Below are 16,954 nucleotides of genomic sequence, written 5' to 3'. Positions count from 1 at the left end.
CGGCCGCTGTTGGATAATGCCGCCCTGTATTGAGGGTTAGAGCTTTCGTATGTCCAGTTCATTTTTTTCTGCTGCACACAACCAGGCCAGCACGCTCTACTTGCCGCCTGGCCAGTGGCAGACCGTGCTCGATTGCCTATGCGAACACTTCAGCGCAATCGGCCGTGAACAATGGCTGGACAGAATTGCACGGGGTCGTGTTCTCGACGGTCAAGGCACTCCAATCGCCCGCGACCTGCCTTATAAGGAAGGCCTGCGGATTCACTATTTTCGGGAAGTGCCAGACGAAAAGCCGATTCCGGTCGTCGAGTCGATTCTGTACGCGGACGAGCATTTGGTCGTAGCGGACAAACCGCATTTTCTACCCGTGACTCCGGCGGGTGAATACGTAGAGCAGACCCTGTTACGGCGGTTGATCCGTCGGCTGGATAATCCGCATCTAGTGCCTTTGCACCGCATTGACCGTCATACGGCAGGGCTGGTGCTGTTCTCTGCCAACCCTCAGAGTCGTTCGGCTTATCAGTCGTTATTTCCTACACGGCAGATAGAAAAGCGCTACGAGGCAATAGCCCCAGCGTTGCCTGAACTGACCTTTCCATTGGTCCACAAGAGTCGGCTCATCGATGGCGAGCCTTTCTTCCGGATGCAGGAAGGCCCGGGCGCCAGCAATACCGAAACGGCTGTCGAAGTCAGGGAAAGGAATGGAGATCTCTGGCGTTACGCGCTCTACCCGGTGACGGGCAAGAAACATCAATTGCGAGTGCACATGACTGCTCTGGGCGCGAGCATCTGCAATGACCCGTTCTATCCGCAGGTGCTCAAGAATGTTGAAGATGACTATGCCAATCCCTTGAAACTGCTTGCTCAGGGACTACGGTTTGTGGATCCGGTCACTGGCCAGGAAAGAGCATTCGAAAGCGCTATCACCCTGCAGTGGTGATGGCCGTTTTTCAGCCATGAAAAAACCCGCCAAAAGCGGGCTTTTCTAAATCTGGTTGTTGCCGTAAAGATTACAACTCTTTAACGGTACGTACCTGATCCTTGTTGATGCGGGTGCGTTTGCCATCCAATTGTTCGAATTCGTAGAAACCCGAATCCTTATCGTACTTGGGCGCGTCGACAGCCTGGATTTCTCGACCGTCATTCAAAGTGATCACTGTAGGCGATGCGCAACCGGCGAGGGTTGCGAGGCCCAATGCGAGCATGAAAGTGCCGAGGGTCCGTTGAGTCATGGGTGTGTCTCCGAATATGAATTCTTGTGGTTGCTGAGCTTGAGACGTGTGCAGCGCGTGCAAGTTCCTTCATGTGTCAGTCTGACACAGTGTAGTGGGTGCTTAACAATTCCGGTGTATTGAGGTTGGCCAGGCGAGGGTCGTCGTCAGGACATTGCAAAGCAGTAGCGCCCAATTTACGCATGAGGCGACCCGGGCTGCGTTCACCGTCGTCCCAGGCACGTTCGAAATCTGCCAGCAGTGCCACGGGGATCATGCACAGCAGGGGTTCCCAATGTTCGCCATGGCGCAGCATCAACGGTTTCTCCGAATGCTGGCTGGCGGTTTCGCGCATGCTATGCAGAAGTGCGGCATCGATACGCGGGACGTCACACGGCAAAACCAGCAAATGGCTATGGCGAGCAGCCTTCAAACCCGCACGAATACCGGCCAAGGGGCCCGGGAAGTCGCTTTCGTCGTCGTGCACCAACTGATCGGCATAAGGCGCGTACTTTTCCAGGTTTCTATTGCAGGAGATGATCAGGTCATCGCTCAGCAATCGGGTTTTGCGATGCAGGTGTGCAATCAGCGGCTCGCCGTGCCATTCCAGCAACCCTTTGTCCTGACCGCCCATGCGTTGGCCTCGGCCACCTGCCAGGAGCAGAATGGAGCAGGGCGGTAAATTCATATTCGAGGTCATGGGAGATCTCCATGGGGGGCGGCGAAAAAATGGGGCGCTGTGATATAACACCGGGCTGTTTCTCCTACAACTGGACGAGCCTATGAAAGCCAAGGCTGATGTACCTTTCGCCCCGCTGAACATTGCGGTGTTGACTGTCAGCGATACCCGTACCCTGGAAACCGACACGTCAGGCCAGGTCTTCGTCGACCGCTTGAGCGCCGCCGGTCATAACCTGGCTGCCCGGATATTGCTCAAAGATGACCTCTACAAAATACGCGCGCAAGTTGCAAACTGGATTGCCGACGATGTCGTGCAGGTGGTGCTGATTACAGGAGGTACCGGGTTCACCGGACGCGACAGTACACCTGAAGCGGTGAGCTGCCTGCTGGACAAGCAGGTCGATGGTTTTGGTGAGCTGTTCCGACAAATATCGGTGGCGGATATCGGCACTTCTACTGTCCAGTCCCGGGCCCTGGCCGGTCTGGCCAATGGCACCCTGGTCTGTTGCTTGCCGGGCTCCACCAATGCCGTACGCACCGGTTGGGATGGCATCCTTGCCGAGCAGTTGGATTCGCGGCACCGACCGTGCAACTTCGTTCCTCATCTGAAACAGGCAGCGCCTTGTGAATCCCGTGGGTAAGCCAGGCAAGACTGGCAGCCTGATGCCTGTCGAGGTGGCACTGGCACGCCTGCTCGAAATGGCCGAGGCGTCACCGATCCGTGAACGTGAACGCTTGCCATTGGCCCTGGTTGAGGGGCGCGTGCTGGCCGACGACCTGGTCTCGACGCTCGATCTGCCTCCGTGGTCGAACAGTGCCATGGACGGTTATGCCTTGCGCATGGCCGACTGGACGGGAGAACCGTTGGTGGTCAGTCAGAAGATTTTTGCTGGCCAGGCACCCGAGCCTCTGAAGCCAGGCACCTGTGCACGAATCTTCACCGGTGCGCCTGTTCCCGCGGGTGCCGATTGCGTCGAGATGCAAGAAAACGCCGAAGTCCAGGCGGATAACCGCGTTCGTTTCACTGAAACCATGGCCTGCGGGCAAAACATCCGTCCACAAGGCCAGGAAACCACTGTCGGTGAACTGATCCTTTCGGCCGGCACCCGCCTGGGGCCGATTGAACAGGGCCTGGCTGCATCGCTTGGGCGCGCAGAGCTGGAGGTGATTCGCAAGGTTCGCGTTGCAGTTCTGTCCACCGGTGACGAGTTGATTGAACCCGGTCAGGCGCTAGGGCCGGGCCAGATCTACAACAGTAATCGCGTGCTGCTCTGCAGCTGGTTGCAGCGCTTGGGTTGTGAAGTCATCGACGCCGGTATTCTTCCGGACAATCTGGATACTACGCGCGCTCGTCTTGACGAATTGAAGGGGGTCGATCTGATCCTCTCGACGGGGGGCGTATCGGTGGGCGAGGCTGACTTCCTGGGCATTGCCTTGCGGGAAGAGGGCGAGCTGACATTGTGGAAGCTCGCCATCAAACCTGGTAAACCGCTGACGGTCGGGCACTTTCGCGGTGTACCCGTGATTGGTTTGCCCGGCAACCCGGCGTCAACACTGGTGACCTTTGCACTACTGGCGCGGGCCTACCTATTGCGCCGTCAGGGCGTAAAAGAGGTTGAGCCCTTGAAGTTTCAAGTGCTGGCCGGGTTTGCCTGGCCGAAAGCTGGCAATCGACGCGAGTATTTACGCGGGCGCCTGGAGAATGGTCGGGCAATCATCTACAAGAATCAGAGTTCTGGTGTGTTGCGCAGCGCCGCTTGGGCCGATGGCCTGGTGGAGGTGTTGGAGGATCGAACGCTGATCGAAGGCGACACTGTAAGCTTCATACCACTAAGCGAAGTTCTTGGCTGATCACGCAAAACCCGGTTGTTTGAACCGGGTTTTGCGTTTATGGCTCACGCCTAATGAGCCAGCAGTGTCACGACCTGGTCGAAACGGCTATTGGCGATCCAGGCCAGAAGCCCGAGTACCACGGCTGTTCCACCCGCTGAATAAGCGAGCCGGTGCTTGATGGATTTGACGTCACCGCGGACCTCATCCATGTCTCGTCGGATGTATTCGAGGTGTGTTTCCAGCTCAACGACGCGAGGTTCCATATCAACTTCTCCAGTGGGGTTAGCGCTGCTTTTGAATTCGGTTTGGTGCTGCGTGCGCTTTTCTGCGAACGATGCCACCGGAATGACCGGCGACCTGACGGTATGGTTTTGCATTTCACGTCCCTGTGTATGTCCTGCTAATGATTGATCACCACAAACACCAAGGTTTACCAATCACAAGGGGGCGGTCAATTGAGCCGATTCCTCACGTTTTGTAAGAAAAGTCCTGTTTTGTAGGGCTGCAACTGATCGACTTGAAATAAATCAATTTCTTGCGACCTTTAGGGTGTGCATCGAGGTCAACATCTCCCATACGGAATTCATTCAGGGGGAGTCACCACCATGAGCGAACGCAAGGCATTGTTGATTCTGCATGGCAAGCAGGCGGCCAACGAGGAGGTCCGTGCTGCCGTCGAGAGTAAGCGCGAACAGGGTTGGGAGCTGGCCGTTCGACTGACCTGGGAGGCCGGCGATGCGCAGAGGCTGGTAAACGAAGCGTTGGAGGCAGGTTATACGCAGATCATCGCTGGCGGCGGTGATGGCACCTTGCGTGATATCGCCGAGGCCATGGCTGAGCATTCGGCGCAGGCCAGCCTGGTGCTCTTGCCCCTGGGGACCGCCAATGATTTTGCCCGTGCCGCCGGCGTGCCTTTTGAACCTGCGCAGGCATTGGAACTTCTCGACATTACGCCGAGCGCCATTGACCTGGGCGAGGTCGGCGGACAGGTATTTCTGAATATGGCCACGGGCGGTTTTGGCAGCCAGGTCACGGCAAACACTTCGCAGGATTTGAAGAAAATACTCGGGGGCGCCGCCTATCTGTTCACCGGTTTATCGCGGTTCAGTGAGTTGCACGCCGCCTATGGCGAGCTGCAAGGACCGGATTTTCGGTGGAGTGGCGAGTTACTGGCGTTGGGCATCGGCAATGGCCGGCAAGCGGGCGGTGGTCATGTGTTGTGCCCGCAGGCTCTAGCTGACGATGGCCTGCTGGATATCAGCATTCTGCCTGCCCCGCAGGAAGTGGTCGGTACATTGAGAAGCCTGCTGAGCGATGGCTTTGGCATCGACAACATGTTTGTGCGCGCGCGCTTGCCATGGGTCGAGATCAAGGTCTCGGAAGGCCTTTATATCAACCTCGATGGCGAACCTCTGGAGGGCGACAGCTTGCGTTTCTCGGCACGTGCAGCGGCACTGCGGGTGCACTTGCCTGAAAATTCGCCGCTGCTGAGTGCGTCCGGAGCGGTTAATCGTCCAGGCTGATGATTTGCTCACGCACGGCGAACAGCACCAGGCCAGCCACGTCGTAGATCTGCAACCGCTTCATGATCTGCGAGCGATGGGTTTCGACAGTTTTGATGCTCAGGCCCAGGCCGTTAGCGATCTCCCGGGTGGATTTTCCGCGGACAATCAGTCGCAGGATTTCCAACTGACGTGCCGTCAGATTGTGCGAGTCGGTCAGTTCCGCCTGGTTTTTCTGGGTTCGGGTCAGCGCCTGATTGATGACGGTGTGGGCGATAGCCGGGCTGAGGTAGCGTTCATTGTTACGCAAGGCATCCAGGGCGTGTTCGAGCTCGGTGGCGGTGGTGTCCTTGAGCAGATAGCCATGAGCGCCGGATTCCAATGCCTGCATGATGAGTGCAGGATCGGTGTGCATTGACAGGATCAGCACCTTGCTCTGCGGACGTACCCGCTTCAACCGTTGCAGTGCTTCAAGGCCGCTGGTTTCCTTCATGGAAATATCCAGGAGTACGATGTCTGGAGACAGTTGCTCGACCATTTCAAGCAGCTGCGAGCCGTCGTTGGCCTCACCGATTACCGCATAACCGGGAATATCCAGCACCAGAGCGCGCACGCCAGCCCTGATAAGCGAGTGGTCATCCACCAGAAGTAAGTTACAAGTCAATGCATAACCTTATTCGTACTGGCCCGTTCGAGCGCCCGGGGTGCCCAAGGGAAAAGAGCTTCGATTTGAGTGCCTTTGCCGAGCTCGCTGGTAACACTCAGTGTGCCACCCAGTTGATCGATTCGTTCCGACATCCCGGCCATTCCGCGTTGCCCCTCACGACCGGGGTCGCTCGCCGGCGCGAAACCCAGACCGTCGTCGCTGATCAACAGCATCAGGCCTTGAGGCAGACGTTGCAGGCGGACCAGCAGGTTTTTCGCTTCGGCATGGCGCAGGATATTGGTCACCGCTTCCTGGGTGATTCGAAAGGCGGCCACCGCCATTTCTTCTGGAATACCGGTCAATCGTTGATGGCATTCCAGGCTCCAGTGCACCGGGGTATTGGCCAGTGTCTTGAGTAAATGCGCACGCAGACTGGCTTCCAATCCAAGGCTGGTCAGCTGCCTGGGATTGAGAATGGCTGATACATCACGAACTTTGGCCAGGGTTTCTTCCAGGGTGTCGCAGAGCACTGAACACTGCTCTTGAAGCTCTTCAGGCATTCGGCGTTTGAGCCAGTCACTTTGAAGTTTTGCCGCGGTGAGTAACTGGCCAATGTCGTCATGCAGCTCTCTGCTGAGGCGGTGACGTTCGTTTTCCTGAACCTCCAGCAGCCGGTCGGCCAACTCTTGGGGCTGAAACTTTATCGATTTTCGTGACAGGCAATGCTTCGCCCAGACACACATCAGTGCCGCAACGTTGAGCGCCAGCAGGCTCAATGGCAGGCGAATGGACAGGCTATAAACCAGCAGGCTTCCCAGCGCCGAGGCGGTACACAGCAGCAACGTAAACCGGCTCGCGTTTTCTCGGGAGGGTGGCCATAGGGTGATTGACTTGAGGCTGGCGTACATAGCGGATGGAGCCAATGGATGTTCGCTGCGGGCAGACCGGTCATGCTGGCTGACGGGTCTCTGTCTTGTTATTTGAGGCAGATTTCAACGTGGGCGTACCTCAGTGCGAGAACCCGAGGGTTGAACGTACCGTGCTGCACGATCTGGAATCACTTTGCCATTATTTGACGTCAACTAATGGTCGGCATAGTACCACTTAAGATACCGTTGGTCGCGTTTGGTATAAGCCCGAACTATCGAGAAAAGATGGCGTTCTGGAAGACGGTTCCATAGATGGAAAAAGGCGGGTTGTTATCGTTGGAAGATGTCGATATTTATTGGGATTTAGTTTTTTGCCACCAGGCAAAACCCTAGCGACGAAAGAAACTCAACAGTCGACAGGACTGATTAATTATTCAGAGTTGTCGTCATCGGGTATGAAATATTCAATTACGACATGAGGGTGCATAAGTTGCAGCGCCTCATGGCAATAAAAGCTCCGCGCACGGCATAGTTCTCGGAACTTAAGCTTGCCTGCCCGAGTAGGAAACCAGCGTGAACGGTTTGGAGTTAACCGCAGGCTGGAATTGACTTTGCCCGACCTGAAAGGCGAAGGCTTCGATCAAAGAGGTCTGCTCACTGTCATCGAGGCTGAGCTGGCCTGTGGTCTGATCAATGAGCTCAAGTTGCCAGGCGATCAGCGTCAAACAGTCTTTGAGCGCATCCAGGGCTTGATCGTGAAGTTCCATGTGGTTCTGGGCATGGTTCAGCAGGCCATGAATGTGCAATGAAAACTCCGACACAGCCGCCAGAGCCAGGGCATCAGCCTTGCTGGCCAGTTTGAGGAGGGTGCTCAACATGCAGTCGATGGCGTCTTTGTCATTGCTGATCAGTTTCAAATGACTCAGGCATTCCTCGGTTTTGGCCAGGAGTGTTTCAGCCTCGACGAGAAATTCAGGGAGCCGTTGAGCCCACTCTTTACGGTCGTTCGGCATGCTTATCTCCACCACGTCATGTCAAATGAGGGAATGCCATGTGTGTCGACGAGGACGAGAAATGTCCCGGTATTGCCGATTCGCCCTGAGATCGCGCGTCGGTCGGCCTGTGTAGAGGCAGAGGAACACGAGAGGGTGGATGACCACTTACCTGCGATCGCACACAAAAGCCTGACTCCGTTCATGCAATGAGAATGGCGTCACATTAATGGCTATTGGATATTGCGAATATCAGGTTGTGGCTGACTGTTGCTAGGGGAATCCCTTACACAGGGGAACCAAACGATCGAACTGAGGTCGCGTCGCTGGAAATGAAGCAGATGAAATCACAGGGCCAGTAAACCATGATGTTAATGTGACATCAATGCCCGGGCGTGGCATTTTGTACGAGGGTCAAGGTCCGGCAAACACAGCCGATAACTTTACTTAATGAAATCACCAGAACAAGACCAGGAGTCATAGATGGCCGGCATTCTCGACGCGGTAGACCAACGCACGCAACTAGTGGGTGAGAATCGCCTGGAAATACTGATGTTCCGCCTGGCGGGACGGCAGTTGTTCGCGATCAACGTCTTTAAAGTACAAGAAGTCCTGCAACTGCCAAAGTTGACCCTGATGCCCCAGCGCCACCCGTTTGTTTGCGGCGTGGTCAACTTGCGTGGCCAGACCCTGCCGGTGATTGACTTGTCCCAGGCCATCGGCATGCGTCCGTTGGTGCCTAGCGCCACCAGTACGATCATCGTCACCGAATACAACCGCTCGGTGCAGGCGTTCCTGGTCGGTGGCGTCGATCGCATCGTCAACATGAACTGGGAAGCCATTTTGCCGCCGCCGACCAGCGCCGGCCGCCAGCATTACTTGACCGCCATCAGCAAGGTTGACGACCAGTTGGTGGAAATCATCGATGTCGAAAAAGTCCTGGCCGAAATCGTGCCGTATAACGCCAAGGTCTCTCGCGAAAAACTCGCAGATCCGGTACTGGAGCGTGCCCGTGGCCGTGAAGTGTTGCTGGTCGATGACTCAAACGTAGCCCTGACGCAATTGCGCGATACGCTGGGTCAATTGGGCGTGAAGATGCACATCGCCAGCGATGGCTTAAAGGCACTGAACATGCTCAAAGCGTGGGCCGATACCGGTGTTTCCATGACCGACAAACTGCTGATGGTCTTCACCGACGCTGAAATGCCGGAAATGGATGGTTATCGCCTGACCACCGAAATTCGTAACGATCCGCGCCTGCGTGGCCTTTATGTGGTGTTGCACACGTCATTGTCCGGCAGCTTCAACGACTCAATGGTCAAGAAGGTCGGCTGCGACAACTTTCTCTCGAAATTCCAGCCGGACAAACTCGTCGACGTGGTGCGCCAGCGCCTGATGCTCGACGAAGTGCCTGCCTGAGAATGATGCAGCTCTTGTGGGAGTGAGCCTGCTCGAGAAGAAATCCCAGCCAAAATAAAAACGCTTCCTGTAGCAGCAGGCTTCGCCAGCTGCTACAGATCGTGTGCCGGAGGGCATTCACCGTCATGAAAAACCACAGCGAATACCCACCAAACTCGAGATTGCAGGGTTCCCCTGCAACATAGAATCTCCCACAGTTTTTTGGCCTTTGATTCAATGATCAAGCTCGTATAGGGTGGCGTTTTTGCCCACCAGGGAGTTGGCCATGCTGCGTCTGAGCGCGCTTTATCGTTATCCGTTGAAATCCGGCAAGGGCGAGACCTTGCAACAAGTCGGCCTCGATAAACTGGGTCTCGACGGTGACCGACGCTGGATGCTGGTGGACGAGGCCAGCGGGCGTTTTCTGACCCAGCGTGCGGTGGCGCAGATGAGCCAGTTGTCGGCACTGTGGAATGCCAGCGGCGGCTTGACCCTCACGGCTCCTGGCCATTCACCCATCGATGTCGCTTTGCCAGCCCGCGAAGCTGAACTGCGTGGCGTGACCATCTGGCGCGACACCTTGCGTGTGCCCGATGCTGGCGACGAGGCGGCGGCCTGGGTCAGTGAGTTCATCGGTAAACCGACGCGCTTGGTGCAAGTGCCGCTGGACCGCGCGCGGATGACGCAGGCCGGTTATGGCAAGGACGACGATCAGGTGGCATTCGCCGATGGCTTCCCGCTGCTGCTGATCGGACAGGCGTCGCTGGAAGATTTGTCGCAGAAGGTTGGCCGTTCGCTGGAAATGTTGCGCTTCCGGCCGAATCTGGTGATCGAGGGCAGCGAAGCCTATGCAGAAGATGGATGGAAGCGTATCCGCATCGGCGATATCGAGTTCCGTGTGGTCAAGCCGTGTTCGCGCTGCATTCTGACCACCATCGACCCGCAGACCGGATTACGCAGCGAAGATAAAGAACCGCTGGCGACCTTGCAGAAGTACCGTGCCGAGGCTGATGGCGCGATGTTTGGCCAGAATCTGGTCAACGACGGTAATGGCCGGCTCGAAGTCGGGATGCCGGTGACAATCCTCGAGTAAAAGCCCCCCACATGAAAAATGCCCGTGTCGTTGGACACGGGCATTTTTTTGTCGCTGTGAAAACCCAGGGTGTTAGCCGCGGTATTCGCACAGGTAAGCGGTGTCGACGGCCACTTTCAGCTGGAACTTGCTGTTGGCAGGCACGTTGAACTGGCTGCCGGCGGCGAAAGTTTCCCAGTCGCTGCTATCGGGCAGTTTGACGGTCAGGGCGCCGCTCACCACGTGCATGATTTCGCGCTGGCTGGTACCGAATTCGTATTCGCCCGGTGCCATGACGCCGATGGTTGCCGGACCTTCAGCGGTGCCAAAGGCGATCGACTTGACGGTGCCGTCGAAGTACTCGTTGACTTTAAACATGGGCGATTCCTCGAAAAGGGCTTAAAAGGGCCGGCCAGTATGCACAAGGGGCCCCGCGTCGTCACCTCTCCAGAGGGGGGAAAATCTGCGGCAACAGTCGCGCTGTATTACGTGCATCTTCCAGCGCCCGATGCTGCTGCCCTGAGAACTGCAGACCAGCCAGTTGCAGCGCGCCGTTGAGCCCCAGTGGGCGTTCCAGCCGGCGCGCCTTGGCAAAGCGTTGCTTGAGGTTTATGTGCGGAATGCGGTCAAGAGCGCTGTCGATTTGCAGGTGCTGCCATTCCTGAAGCAGTTGCTTGCGATCGTAATCGCCCCAACTGACCCAACCTTCCAGATGCAAATAATGTTGTCCGAGCCATTGCTCGAATGACGGCCAGACCTCGCTCAGCGTCTGGGCCGTATCGACGTCGGCCTGAGTGATGTGCGTCAGTTGCCGACAAAACGGCGTCAGCAGCGGTCGGCGCAGGGGCTGCACGAAGCACTGGAAGTGATCCAGTTCTCGACCCTTGCGGTCCACCAGGGTGGCGCCGATTTCGATGATTTCCATTTCCGTTACTGGCCAGCCACCCTCATCGGTGGTGGCTTCCAGATCAATGACCAACCAATGAGGCATCGCAGGGTTCCTGGTATCCGCGTCCTGATAGGGCTTGAGCGTAGCCAAACCCGACGGATCCGCCTAGAGGCTTATTCGACCTCCAGCAAAATCTGACGGTTTTTCACCTGATCGCCGACACTGACCTGCAGGCGTTTGAGCACGCCGTCGATGCCAGCCTTCAGCGGGTGTTCCATTTTCATGGCTTCCAGCACCACCAGCAGCTGGCCTTTGCTGACCGTGCTGCCCTCACTGACCAGTACGTCGACGATCGCCCCGTCCATCGGCGCTTTGAGGGTGCCGGAGCTGACGCTGGCCGGACTGCTGACCATGGCGTGCGTACGATCCACCAGCCTCAGGCTGCCAGGGCGGGTGAACAAGCAGAGTTGCCCGGCCTCCAGGCGATAGGCATGGCATCGGCGGATGCCGTCGATCATCAGGGTTGCCCGGCGTCCATCGCTCTGAATGACCTGCAATTGCAGCGTGCGCGCGCCGACTTGAATCCGATAAGGTTCGCCCGGCACAGCGTTCAGTTCCACCGCCCAATCCTGATCGTCCAGGCCAATGCGATAGTTCAACGGCACGCTGGCATTGTTACGCCAACCCGCCAGGGGGGCGTGGTGATGTAGCGCCGAGACCCGATAGAACAGTGCCGCAGCGATGGCCAGTTCTTCGGCGCTCGGCTCGACCGGATGCAGGCAGGGATGGTCAGCGAAACAGGCCGGGATGAATCCGGTACTGAACTCGCCGCTGACGAACTGCGGGTGTTCCAGTAAACCGGCAAGCAAGCGCTGATTGCTCTGGATGCCCAGCAATACGCTGTCCTGAACCGCCCGTAGCAGCTTGCGTCGGGCTTCTTCGCGGGTAGCGCCATGCGCGATGAGCTTGCCCAACATCGGGTCATAAAACGGGCTGACGTTTTGGCCTTCGATCAGGCCGTGGTCGATCCTCACGCCAGCCTGCAACGCGGGTTCCCATGCGCTGATACGTCCGGTCTGAGGCAGAAAACCCCGGGCCGGGTCTTCGGCGTACAGGCGCACTTCCATCGCATGCCCGGTCAGCTGCACCTGCTCCTGTCGCAACGGCAACGGCCGTCCTTCAGCGACGTGCAGCTGCCATGCCACCAGATCGAGGCCGGTGATCAGTTCGGTCACCGGGTGTTCCACCTGCAGCCGGGTGTTCATCTCCAGAAAGTAAAACTGCCCGCGAGCATCCAGCAGAAACTCCACGGTGCCGGCGCCGACGTAATTCACCGCCCGACCCGCCTTGAGCGCTGCTTCACCCATCGCCTGACGCAATTGGACCGTCATGATCGGGCAGGGCGCTTCTTCGATGACTTTTTGGTGGCGACGCTGGATCGAGCAGTCGCGCTCGCCCAGATAGATCAGGTTGCCCTGCTGGTCGCCGAACACCTGGACCTCGACATGCCGCGGATCGATCAACGCCTGTTCGAGGATCAGTTCGGCGCTGCCAAACCCGTGCAGTGCTTCGGAGCGTGCGGTGCGCAGCTGTTCCGGCAAATTGCTCGCGTCGTGCACCAGGCGCATGCCGCGCCCGCCACCGCCGGCACTGGCCTTGATCATCAGCGGATAGCCGATGCGTTCGGCTTCGCCGCTCAGGGTCGCGTCGTCCTGCTCGGCTCCTTGATAACCTTTGATACACGGCACGCCCGCATTGATCATCGCGAGTTTCGACAGGCGTTTGCTGCCCATCAGTGTGATCGCTTCGACGCTGGGGCCGACGAACGTGATACCGGCACGTTCACAGGCGAGGGCGAATTCAGCGTTTTCCGAGAGGAAGCCGTAGCCGGGATGAATCGCGTCGGCCCCTGTGCGCCGGGCAGCGTCGATGATGGCGGGGATGTTCAGATACGACTGCTGCACCGGCGCCGGGCCGATGTTGACGGCTTCGTCGGCCATTTGAACATGCAAGGCGTCGGTGTCGGCTTCGCTGAAGATTGCGACGGTGCGGTAGCCCAACGCCTGGGCGGTGCGCTGGATGCGGCAGGCGATTTCACCGCGATTGGCGATCAGGATTTTTTTGAGGGCGGGCATGGGTCTTCCCTTAAATTTTGCGGTGAAGGTGATGGCCTCTTCGCGAGCAGGCTCGCTCCCACAGTGGATCTGTGTCGTTCACAAAACTTGTGGGAGCGAGCCTGCTCGCGAAGCTTTTAAGGCGCCCACCCCGGTTTACGCTTTTGCACGAAGGCCTGAGTTCCCTCAATGCCTTCAGCCCCGGTCACCGCCTCGCTGAACCATTCGGCCGCTTCATCCAATAGCCCTCCCGAAGGTTGTCCGGCACTCGCCAGCAAAAGTTTTTTAGTCACCGCATTCGCCTCCGGTGCGCAGCACAGTACATGGGCCAGGATTTCATCGAGACGCTCGGCCAATGCTTGTGCGTCATGCTCGACGAAATGCACCAGCCCCATACGCCGCGCCTGGGTGCCATCGAACCGCGCCGCTGTCAGGGCCAATCGCCGAGCCTGGGTCAGACCGATGCGCTGAACCACGAACGGCGCGATCTGCGCGGGCAGCAAACCGAGGCTGGTTTCCGGCAGACCGAATTGCGCCTGATGATCAGCCAAGGCGACATCGCTGACGCAGGCCAAGCCCAGACCACCGCCGAGCACCGCGCCTTGCAGCACCGTGATCACCACTTGCGGGGCGTGTTGCACCTCTTGCAGCAGCGCGCCGAACGCTCGATTCAAATCGCGGTACGCCGACGGACCGTGAACACGGGCGTTGGCCATGTCCTTGATGTCGCCACCGGCGCAAAAATGCCCGCCGGCACCGCCAATCACCAGCGCACGAATCTCACGGTCGTCGCGCACGGCCAACAACACCGCACGCAGTTCGGCGACCATCAGCAAACTCATGGCGTTGCGGCTTTGCGGGCGATTGAGGGTGATGTGCAGAACGCCGTTATGCGGTTCGAGCAGCAAGGTCTGGCAATCAGGCAAAGTATTCATTTGTTTTTCCCCGGCAGGATGCCCATGAGTTTGCAGATGATCCCCAGCATGATTTCGTCAGCGCCACCACCGATCGACACCAGCCGCACATCGCGATAGGCCCGGGCCACCGGGTTGTCCCACATGAAGCCCATGCCACCCCAATATTGCAGGCAACTGTCGCTGACTTCGCGGCCCAGCCGCCCGGCTTTGAGCTTGGCCATGGAGGCGAGGCGCGTGACGTCCTGGCCTTTGATGTATTGCTCGGTGGCCTGATAGACCAATGCTCGCAGGCATTCAATTTCGGTTTGCAGTTCGGCCAGGCGAAAATGGATCACCTGGTTATCTATCAGCGCATTGCCGAAGGTTTTGCGCTCCTTGCAGTACTCGATGGTGCTGTCGACGCAATATTCCAGGCCCTTGATCATGTTCGCCGCGCCGAACAGACGTTCTTCCTGAAACTGCAGCATCTGCATCATGAAGCCCGCGCCTTCATGGCCGATGCGGTTGCGTTGCGGAACGCGCACGTTGTCGAAAAACACCTGGGCGGTTTCCGAACTGCGCATGCCGAGCTTGTCCAGATGCGAGCTGAGGCTGATCCCGGGCGTGTTCATTGGCACCATGATCAGCGACTTGTTGATGTGCGGCTTGTCGTCCGAGGTATTGGCCAACAGACACATGAAGTCGGCATTTGGTGAGTTGGTGATCCACATCTTGCTGCCGTTGATCACGTAGTCATCGCCGTCCTTGCGGGCAGTGGTTTTCAACCCGGCCACGTCGGAACCGGCACCGACTTCGGAGACGCCGATGCAGCCGACCTGTTCGCCGGTGATCGCCGGGCGCAGAAACTCGTCGCGTAATTCATCGGAGCCAAAACGCGCCAACGCCGGGGTGCACATATCGGTTTGCACGCCGATGGACATCGGAATGCCGCCGCAGTGAATGGTGCCGAACTCTTCAGCCGCGACGATGGAATAGCTGTAGTCGAGCCCCATGCCACCGAATTTTTCCGGTTTGGAAATACCCAGCAGGCCAAGCTCGCCAGCCTTGCGAAAGATGTCGTGGATCGGAAAACGCCCGGCTTTTTCCCATTCATCGACGTGCGGATTGATCTCGTGATCGACGAATTGGCGGACGGTGCGACGCAGCGCTTCGTGTTCCTGGGTGAAGATCATTTTTATTGTTCCCCTCTGATCCCTATGGTTCCCGCACTGATTAAAAACGCGCGACACCAAAACTGTTGGCTTGCAGCGGCCGCACTTGGGCCTCGTGGCAGATATCCAGCAAGTAGCCAAGCAAGGTCCGGGTATCCCGCGGATCAATCAACCCGTCGTCCCACAGGTTGGCGCTGCCGTAGAGCGCCGTGGACTGGCTGTCGAGTTTCTGTGCGGTGACCTGTTCCAGCATGTCGAGCATTTTCGGGTCGGGTATCCGCCCGTCCTTGGCCTGTTTCGCCTCAGTGACGATTCGCAATACCTTGCCCGCCTGGGCGCCGCCCATCACCGCCGTGCGGCTGTTGGGCCAGGCGAAGATGAAGCGCGGGTCGAGGCCGCGACCGCACATCGCATAGTTGCCGGCGCCATAGGAGCCGCCGACGACGACGGTCAATTTGGGCACGCGGGCGTTGGCCACCGCTTGAATCATCTTGGCGCCGTGCTTGATCACGCCTTGCTGTTCCGACTCGGTGCCGACCATGAAACCGGTGGTGTTGTGGAAAAACAGCAGCGGCGTCTGACTCTGGTCGCAGAGCTGAATGAACTGCGCCGCCTTGCTCGCCCCCTTGGGCGTGATCGGTCCGTTGTTGCCGATCAATCCACAGGCGCGGCCCTGAATCTGCAGATGACCACAAATGGTTTGCTGATCGAACTCGCCTTTGAATTCGAGGAAGTTCGACGCATCGGCAATCCGCGCGATGATTTCGCGCACGTCGTAGGGTTTTTTTACATCGTCGGGAATCAGCCCGAGCACCTCGTCGATGGGGTAGAGCGGTTCTTCCCAGCGCCGCTCGGGCAACCGGGGCAATTGATCGTTCCACGGCAGCAGGCGGACAATCTCGCGTACCTGGCGCACGCCATCGGCGTCGTTCTCGGCCAGGTATTCAGCCGTGCCAGCGGTTTGCGCGTGCATCTGGGCACCGCCCAGTTCTTCGTCGGTGGCGACTTCGCCAGTCGCTGCTTTCAGCAGGGGTGGGCCGGCCAGGAACAGCTTGGCCTTGCCACGTACCACCACCACGTAATCCGACAAGCCGGGTTGATAAGCGCCGCCCGCCGTGGCGGAGCCGTGGACCACCGTGATCTGTGGTAATCCCATGGCCGACATCCGTGCCTGATTGGCAAAGCTGCGTGCGCCTTCGACAAAAATCTCCGCGGCGTAATTGAGGTTGGCGCCACCGCTTTCAGCGAGGGTGATCACCGGTAGTTTGTTTTCCATGGCGATCTGTTGCAGGCGCAACGATTTTTTCAGGCCGCTGGGGGAAATGGTCCCGCCCTTGATGGCGCTGTTGTTCGCCACCACCAGCACCCGTACGCCGGACACATAACCGATACCGGCGATCAAACCGCCACCGGCCGCGCTGCCGTCCTTGTCGTCATGCAGTTTGTAGCCGGCCAGGCTCGCCAGTTCGAGGAACGGCGCACCCGGGTCGAGCAATAGATTCAGCCGTTCACGGGGCAGTAGCTGCCCGCGCTTGTCGAACTTGGGTTTGGACTCAAAAGCCTTGTTCAGCAGGTTTTGTTCAAGCTCGCGAACCTGTTCTATCCCCACCAGCATCGCCGCACGATTGCGGGCGAACTGCTCGCTGAAGGAGTCCACTTGCGACTGGATGACCGGCATG

18 protein-coding genes are annotated in these 16,954 nt (G+C 58.1%); 6 read left to right on the top strand and 12 right to left on the bottom strand.

The window, feature by feature from the left end:
* The first annotated feature begins 49 nt into the window (after positions 1–49).
* Complete coding sequence (locus AC1MDT_RS14295) at positions 50–940, top strand: pseudouridine synthase (RefSeq protein WP_480422641.1); 891 nt, start codon at positions 50–52, stop codon at positions 938–940.
* 70 nt (positions 941–1,010) lie between these two features.
* Here AC1MDT_RS14295 and AC1MDT_RS14290 read toward each other — a convergent pair whose 3' ends face one another.
* Both AC1MDT_RS14290 and mobA read right to left on the bottom strand, forming a co-directional pair.
* The gene (locus AC1MDT_RS14290) at positions 1,011–1,232 is read right to left on the bottom strand and encodes a YgdI/YgdR family lipoprotein (protein ID WP_480422640.1); all 222 of its coding nucleotides are present in this window, start codon (positions 1,230–1,232) and stop codon (positions 1,011–1,013) included.
* Between the two features lie 76 nt (positions 1,233–1,308).
* The gene (gene mobA / locus AC1MDT_RS14285) at positions 1,309–1,911 is read right to left on the bottom strand and encodes a molybdenum cofactor guanylyltransferase MobA (RefSeq protein WP_480422639.1); all 603 of its coding nucleotides are present in this window, start codon (positions 1,909–1,911) and stop codon (positions 1,309–1,311) included.
* An 82-nt stretch (positions 1,912–1,993) separates the two neighbouring features.
* Here mobA and moaB point away from each other — a divergent pair, with 82 nt between their 5' ends.
* Together moaB and AC1MDT_RS14275 are read left to right on the top strand one after the other, a co-directional pair.
* On the top strand, positions 1,994–2,533 hold the full coding sequence (moaB, locus tag AC1MDT_RS14280; protein ID WP_201113578.1) for a molybdenum cofactor biosynthesis protein B: 540 nt from the start codon (positions 1,994–1,996) through the stop codon (positions 2,531–2,533).
* Positions 2,517–3,743: a molybdopterin molybdotransferase MoeA gene (locus AC1MDT_RS14275; protein ID WP_480422638.1), complete on the top strand. Its 1,227-nt coding sequence runs from the start codon at positions 2,517–2,519 to the stop codon at positions 3,741–3,743. The genes moaB and AC1MDT_RS14275 overlap by 17 nt, the downstream gene beginning before the upstream one ends.
* A gap of 50 nt (positions 3,744–3,793) precedes the next feature.
* On the opposite strand, the gene AC1MDT_RS14270 is transcribed toward AC1MDT_RS14275, so the two are convergent.
* Positions 3,794–4,102 (bottom strand): hypothetical protein, encoded by a 309-nt coding sequence (locus tag AC1MDT_RS14270; protein ID WP_480422637.1) that lies wholly within the window; start codon positions 4,100–4,102, stop codon positions 3,794–3,796.
* A gap of 228 nt (positions 4,103–4,330) precedes the next feature.
* On the opposite strand from AC1MDT_RS14270, the gene yegS reads away from it, so the two are divergent.
* Complete coding sequence (yegS, locus tag AC1MDT_RS14265) at positions 4,331–5,248, top strand: lipid kinase YegS (protein ID WP_480422636.1); 918 nt, start codon at positions 4,331–4,333, stop codon at positions 5,246–5,248.
* Here yegS and AC1MDT_RS14260 read toward each other — a convergent pair.
* The 3 genes from AC1MDT_RS14260 to AC1MDT_RS14250 all read right to left on the bottom strand — a co-directional run bounded on the left by AC1MDT_RS14260 (position 5,232) and on the right by AC1MDT_RS14250 (position 7,755).
* On the bottom strand, positions 5,232–5,891 hold the full coding sequence (locus AC1MDT_RS14260; protein ID WP_480422635.1) for a response regulator: 660 nt from the start codon (positions 5,889–5,891) through the stop codon (positions 5,232–5,234). The two genes, yegS and AC1MDT_RS14260, sit on opposite strands and share 17 nt — an antisense overlap.
* Positions 5,888–6,781 (bottom strand): sensor histidine kinase, encoded by an 894-nt coding sequence (locus AC1MDT_RS14255; protein ID WP_480422790.1) that lies wholly within the window; start codon positions 6,779–6,781, stop codon positions 5,888–5,890. Before AC1MDT_RS14255 ends, AC1MDT_RS14260 begins: the two co-directional genes overlap by 4 nt.
* Positions 6,782–7,284: 503 nt before the next feature.
* The gene (locus tag AC1MDT_RS14250; RefSeq protein WP_480422634.1) at positions 7,285–7,755 is read right to left on the bottom strand and encodes a hypothetical protein; all 471 of its coding nucleotides are present in this window, start codon (positions 7,753–7,755) and stop codon (positions 7,285–7,287) included.
* 462 nt (positions 7,756–8,217) lie between these two features.
* On the opposite strand from AC1MDT_RS14250, the gene AC1MDT_RS14245 reads away from it, so the two are divergent.
* Positions 8,218–9,153, top strand: a complete 936-nt coding sequence (locus AC1MDT_RS14245) for a chemotaxis protein CheV (RefSeq protein WP_480422633.1) — start codon at positions 8,218–8,220, stop codon at positions 9,151–9,153.
* Positions 9,154–9,418: 265 nt separating this feature from the next.
* Entirely contained in the window at positions 9,419–10,225 is an 807-nt protein-coding gene (locus AC1MDT_RS14240) for an MOSC domain-containing protein (RefSeq protein WP_480422632.1), read from the top strand.
* Between the two features lie 72 nt (positions 10,226–10,297).
* Here AC1MDT_RS14240 and ppnP read toward each other — a convergent pair whose 3' ends face one another.
* The 6 genes from ppnP to atuC all read right to left on the bottom strand — a co-directional run bounded on the left by ppnP (position 10,298) and on the right by atuC (position 16,953).
* Positions 10,298–10,582 carry a pyrimidine/purine nucleoside phosphorylase gene (gene ppnP, locus AC1MDT_RS14235; protein WP_007940055.1) on the bottom strand — a complete coding sequence of 95 codons (285 nt, stop codon included), beginning with the start codon at positions 10,580–10,582 and terminating at the stop codon, positions 10,298–10,300.
* Positions 10,583–10,643: 61 nt separating this feature from the next.
* Positions 10,644–11,195, bottom strand: coding sequence for a 3'-5' exonuclease (locus AC1MDT_RS14230; RefSeq protein WP_480422631.1), 552 nt, complete (start codon positions 11,193–11,195; stop codon positions 10,644–10,646).
* A gap of 71 nt (positions 11,196–11,266) precedes the next feature.
* Positions 11,267–13,228, bottom strand: a complete 1,962-nt coding sequence (locus AC1MDT_RS14225) for an acetyl/propionyl/methylcrotonyl-CoA carboxylase subunit alpha (protein ID WP_480422630.1) — start codon at positions 13,226–13,228, stop codon at positions 11,267–11,269.
* Positions 13,229–13,344: 116 nt separating this feature from the next.
* Positions 13,345–14,142 (bottom strand): enoyl-CoA hydratase/isomerase family protein, encoded by a 798-nt coding sequence (locus AC1MDT_RS14220; RefSeq protein ID WP_480422628.1) that lies wholly within the window; start codon positions 14,140–14,142, stop codon positions 13,345–13,347.
* Positions 14,139–15,296 carry a citronellyl-CoA dehydrogenase gene (gene atuD, locus AC1MDT_RS14215; protein WP_480422626.1) on the bottom strand — a complete coding sequence of 386 codons (1,158 nt, stop codon included), beginning with the start codon at positions 15,294–15,296 and terminating at the stop codon, positions 14,139–14,141. Before atuD ends, AC1MDT_RS14220 begins: the two co-directional genes overlap by 4 nt.
* Positions 15,297–15,336: 40 nt before the next feature.
* The gene (gene atuC, locus AC1MDT_RS14210) at positions 15,337–16,953 is read right to left on the bottom strand and encodes a geranyl-CoA carboxylase subunit beta (RefSeq protein ID WP_480422625.1); all 1,617 of its coding nucleotides are present in this window, start codon (positions 16,951–16,953) and stop codon (positions 15,337–15,339) included.
* Between the last annotated feature and the right edge of the window lies 1 nt (position 16,954).

The organism is Pseudomonas sp. ASL7, from assembly GCF_056680375.1.
This window is presented reverse-complemented; position numbering and strand designations above follow the sequence as displayed.

What these genes read in the sequence shown, in the direction of transcription:
- AC1MDT_RS14255 (WP_480422790.1), bottom strand. Translation starts at nt 6,781, where the DNA reads ATGTACGCCAGCCTCAAGTCAATCACCCTATGGCCACCCTCCCGAGAA.
- AC1MDT_RS14240 (WP_480422632.1), top strand. Translation starts at nt 9,419, where the DNA reads ATGCTGCGTCTGAGCGCGCTTTATCGTTATCCGTTGAAATCCGGCAAG.
- AC1MDT_RS14220 (WP_480422628.1), bottom strand. Translation starts at nt 14,142, where the DNA reads ATGAATACTTTGCCTGATTGCCAGACCTTGCTGCTCGAACCGCATAAC.
- AC1MDT_RS14290 (WP_480422640.1), bottom strand. Translation starts at nt 1,232, where the DNA reads ATGACTCAACGGACCCTCGGCACTTTCATGCTCGCATTGGGCCTCGCA.
- AC1MDT_RS14250 (WP_480422634.1), bottom strand. Translation starts at nt 7,755, where the DNA reads ATGCCGAACGACCGTAAAGAGTGGGCTCAACGGCTCCCTGAATTTCTC.
- AC1MDT_RS14230 (WP_480422631.1), bottom strand. Translation starts at nt 11,195, where the DNA reads ATGCCTCATTGGTTGGTCATTGATCTGGAAGCCACCACCGATGAGGGT.
- atuD (WP_480422626.1), bottom strand. Translation starts at nt 15,296, where the DNA reads ATGATCTTCACCCAGGAACACGAAGCGCTGCGTCGCACCGTCCGCCAA.
- moaB (WP_201113578.1), top strand. Translation starts at nt 1,994, where the DNA reads ATGAAAGCCAAGGCTGATGTACCTTTCGCCCCGCTGAACATTGCGGTG.
- ppnP (WP_007940055.1), bottom strand. Translation starts at nt 10,582, where the DNA reads ATGTTTAAAGTCAACGAGTACTTCGACGGCACCGTCAAGTCGATCGCC.
- AC1MDT_RS14225 (WP_480422630.1), bottom strand. Translation starts at nt 13,228, where the DNA reads ATGCCCGCCCTCAAAAAAATCCTGATCGCCAATCGCGGTGAAATCGCC.
- AC1MDT_RS14295 (WP_480422641.1), top strand. Translation starts at nt 50, where the DNA reads ATGTCCAGTTCATTTTTTTCTGCTGCACACAACCAGGCCAGCACGCTC.
- mobA (WP_480422639.1), bottom strand. Translation starts at nt 1,911, where the DNA reads ATGACCTCGAATATGAATTTACCGCCCTGCTCCATTCTGCTCCTGGCA.
- yegS (WP_480422636.1), top strand. Translation starts at nt 4,331, where the DNA reads ATGAGCGAACGCAAGGCATTGTTGATTCTGCATGGCAAGCAGGCGGCC.
- AC1MDT_RS14270 (WP_480422637.1), bottom strand. Translation starts at nt 4,102, where the DNA reads ATGCAAAACCATACCGTCAGGTCGCCGGTCATTCCGGTGGCATCGTTC.
- atuC (WP_480422625.1), bottom strand. Translation starts at nt 16,953, where the DNA reads ATGCCGGTCATCCAGTCGCAAGTGGACTCCTTCAGCGAGCAGTTCGCC.
- AC1MDT_RS14245 (WP_480422633.1), top strand. Translation starts at nt 8,218, where the DNA reads ATGGCCGGCATTCTCGACGCGGTAGACCAACGCACGCAACTAGTGGGT.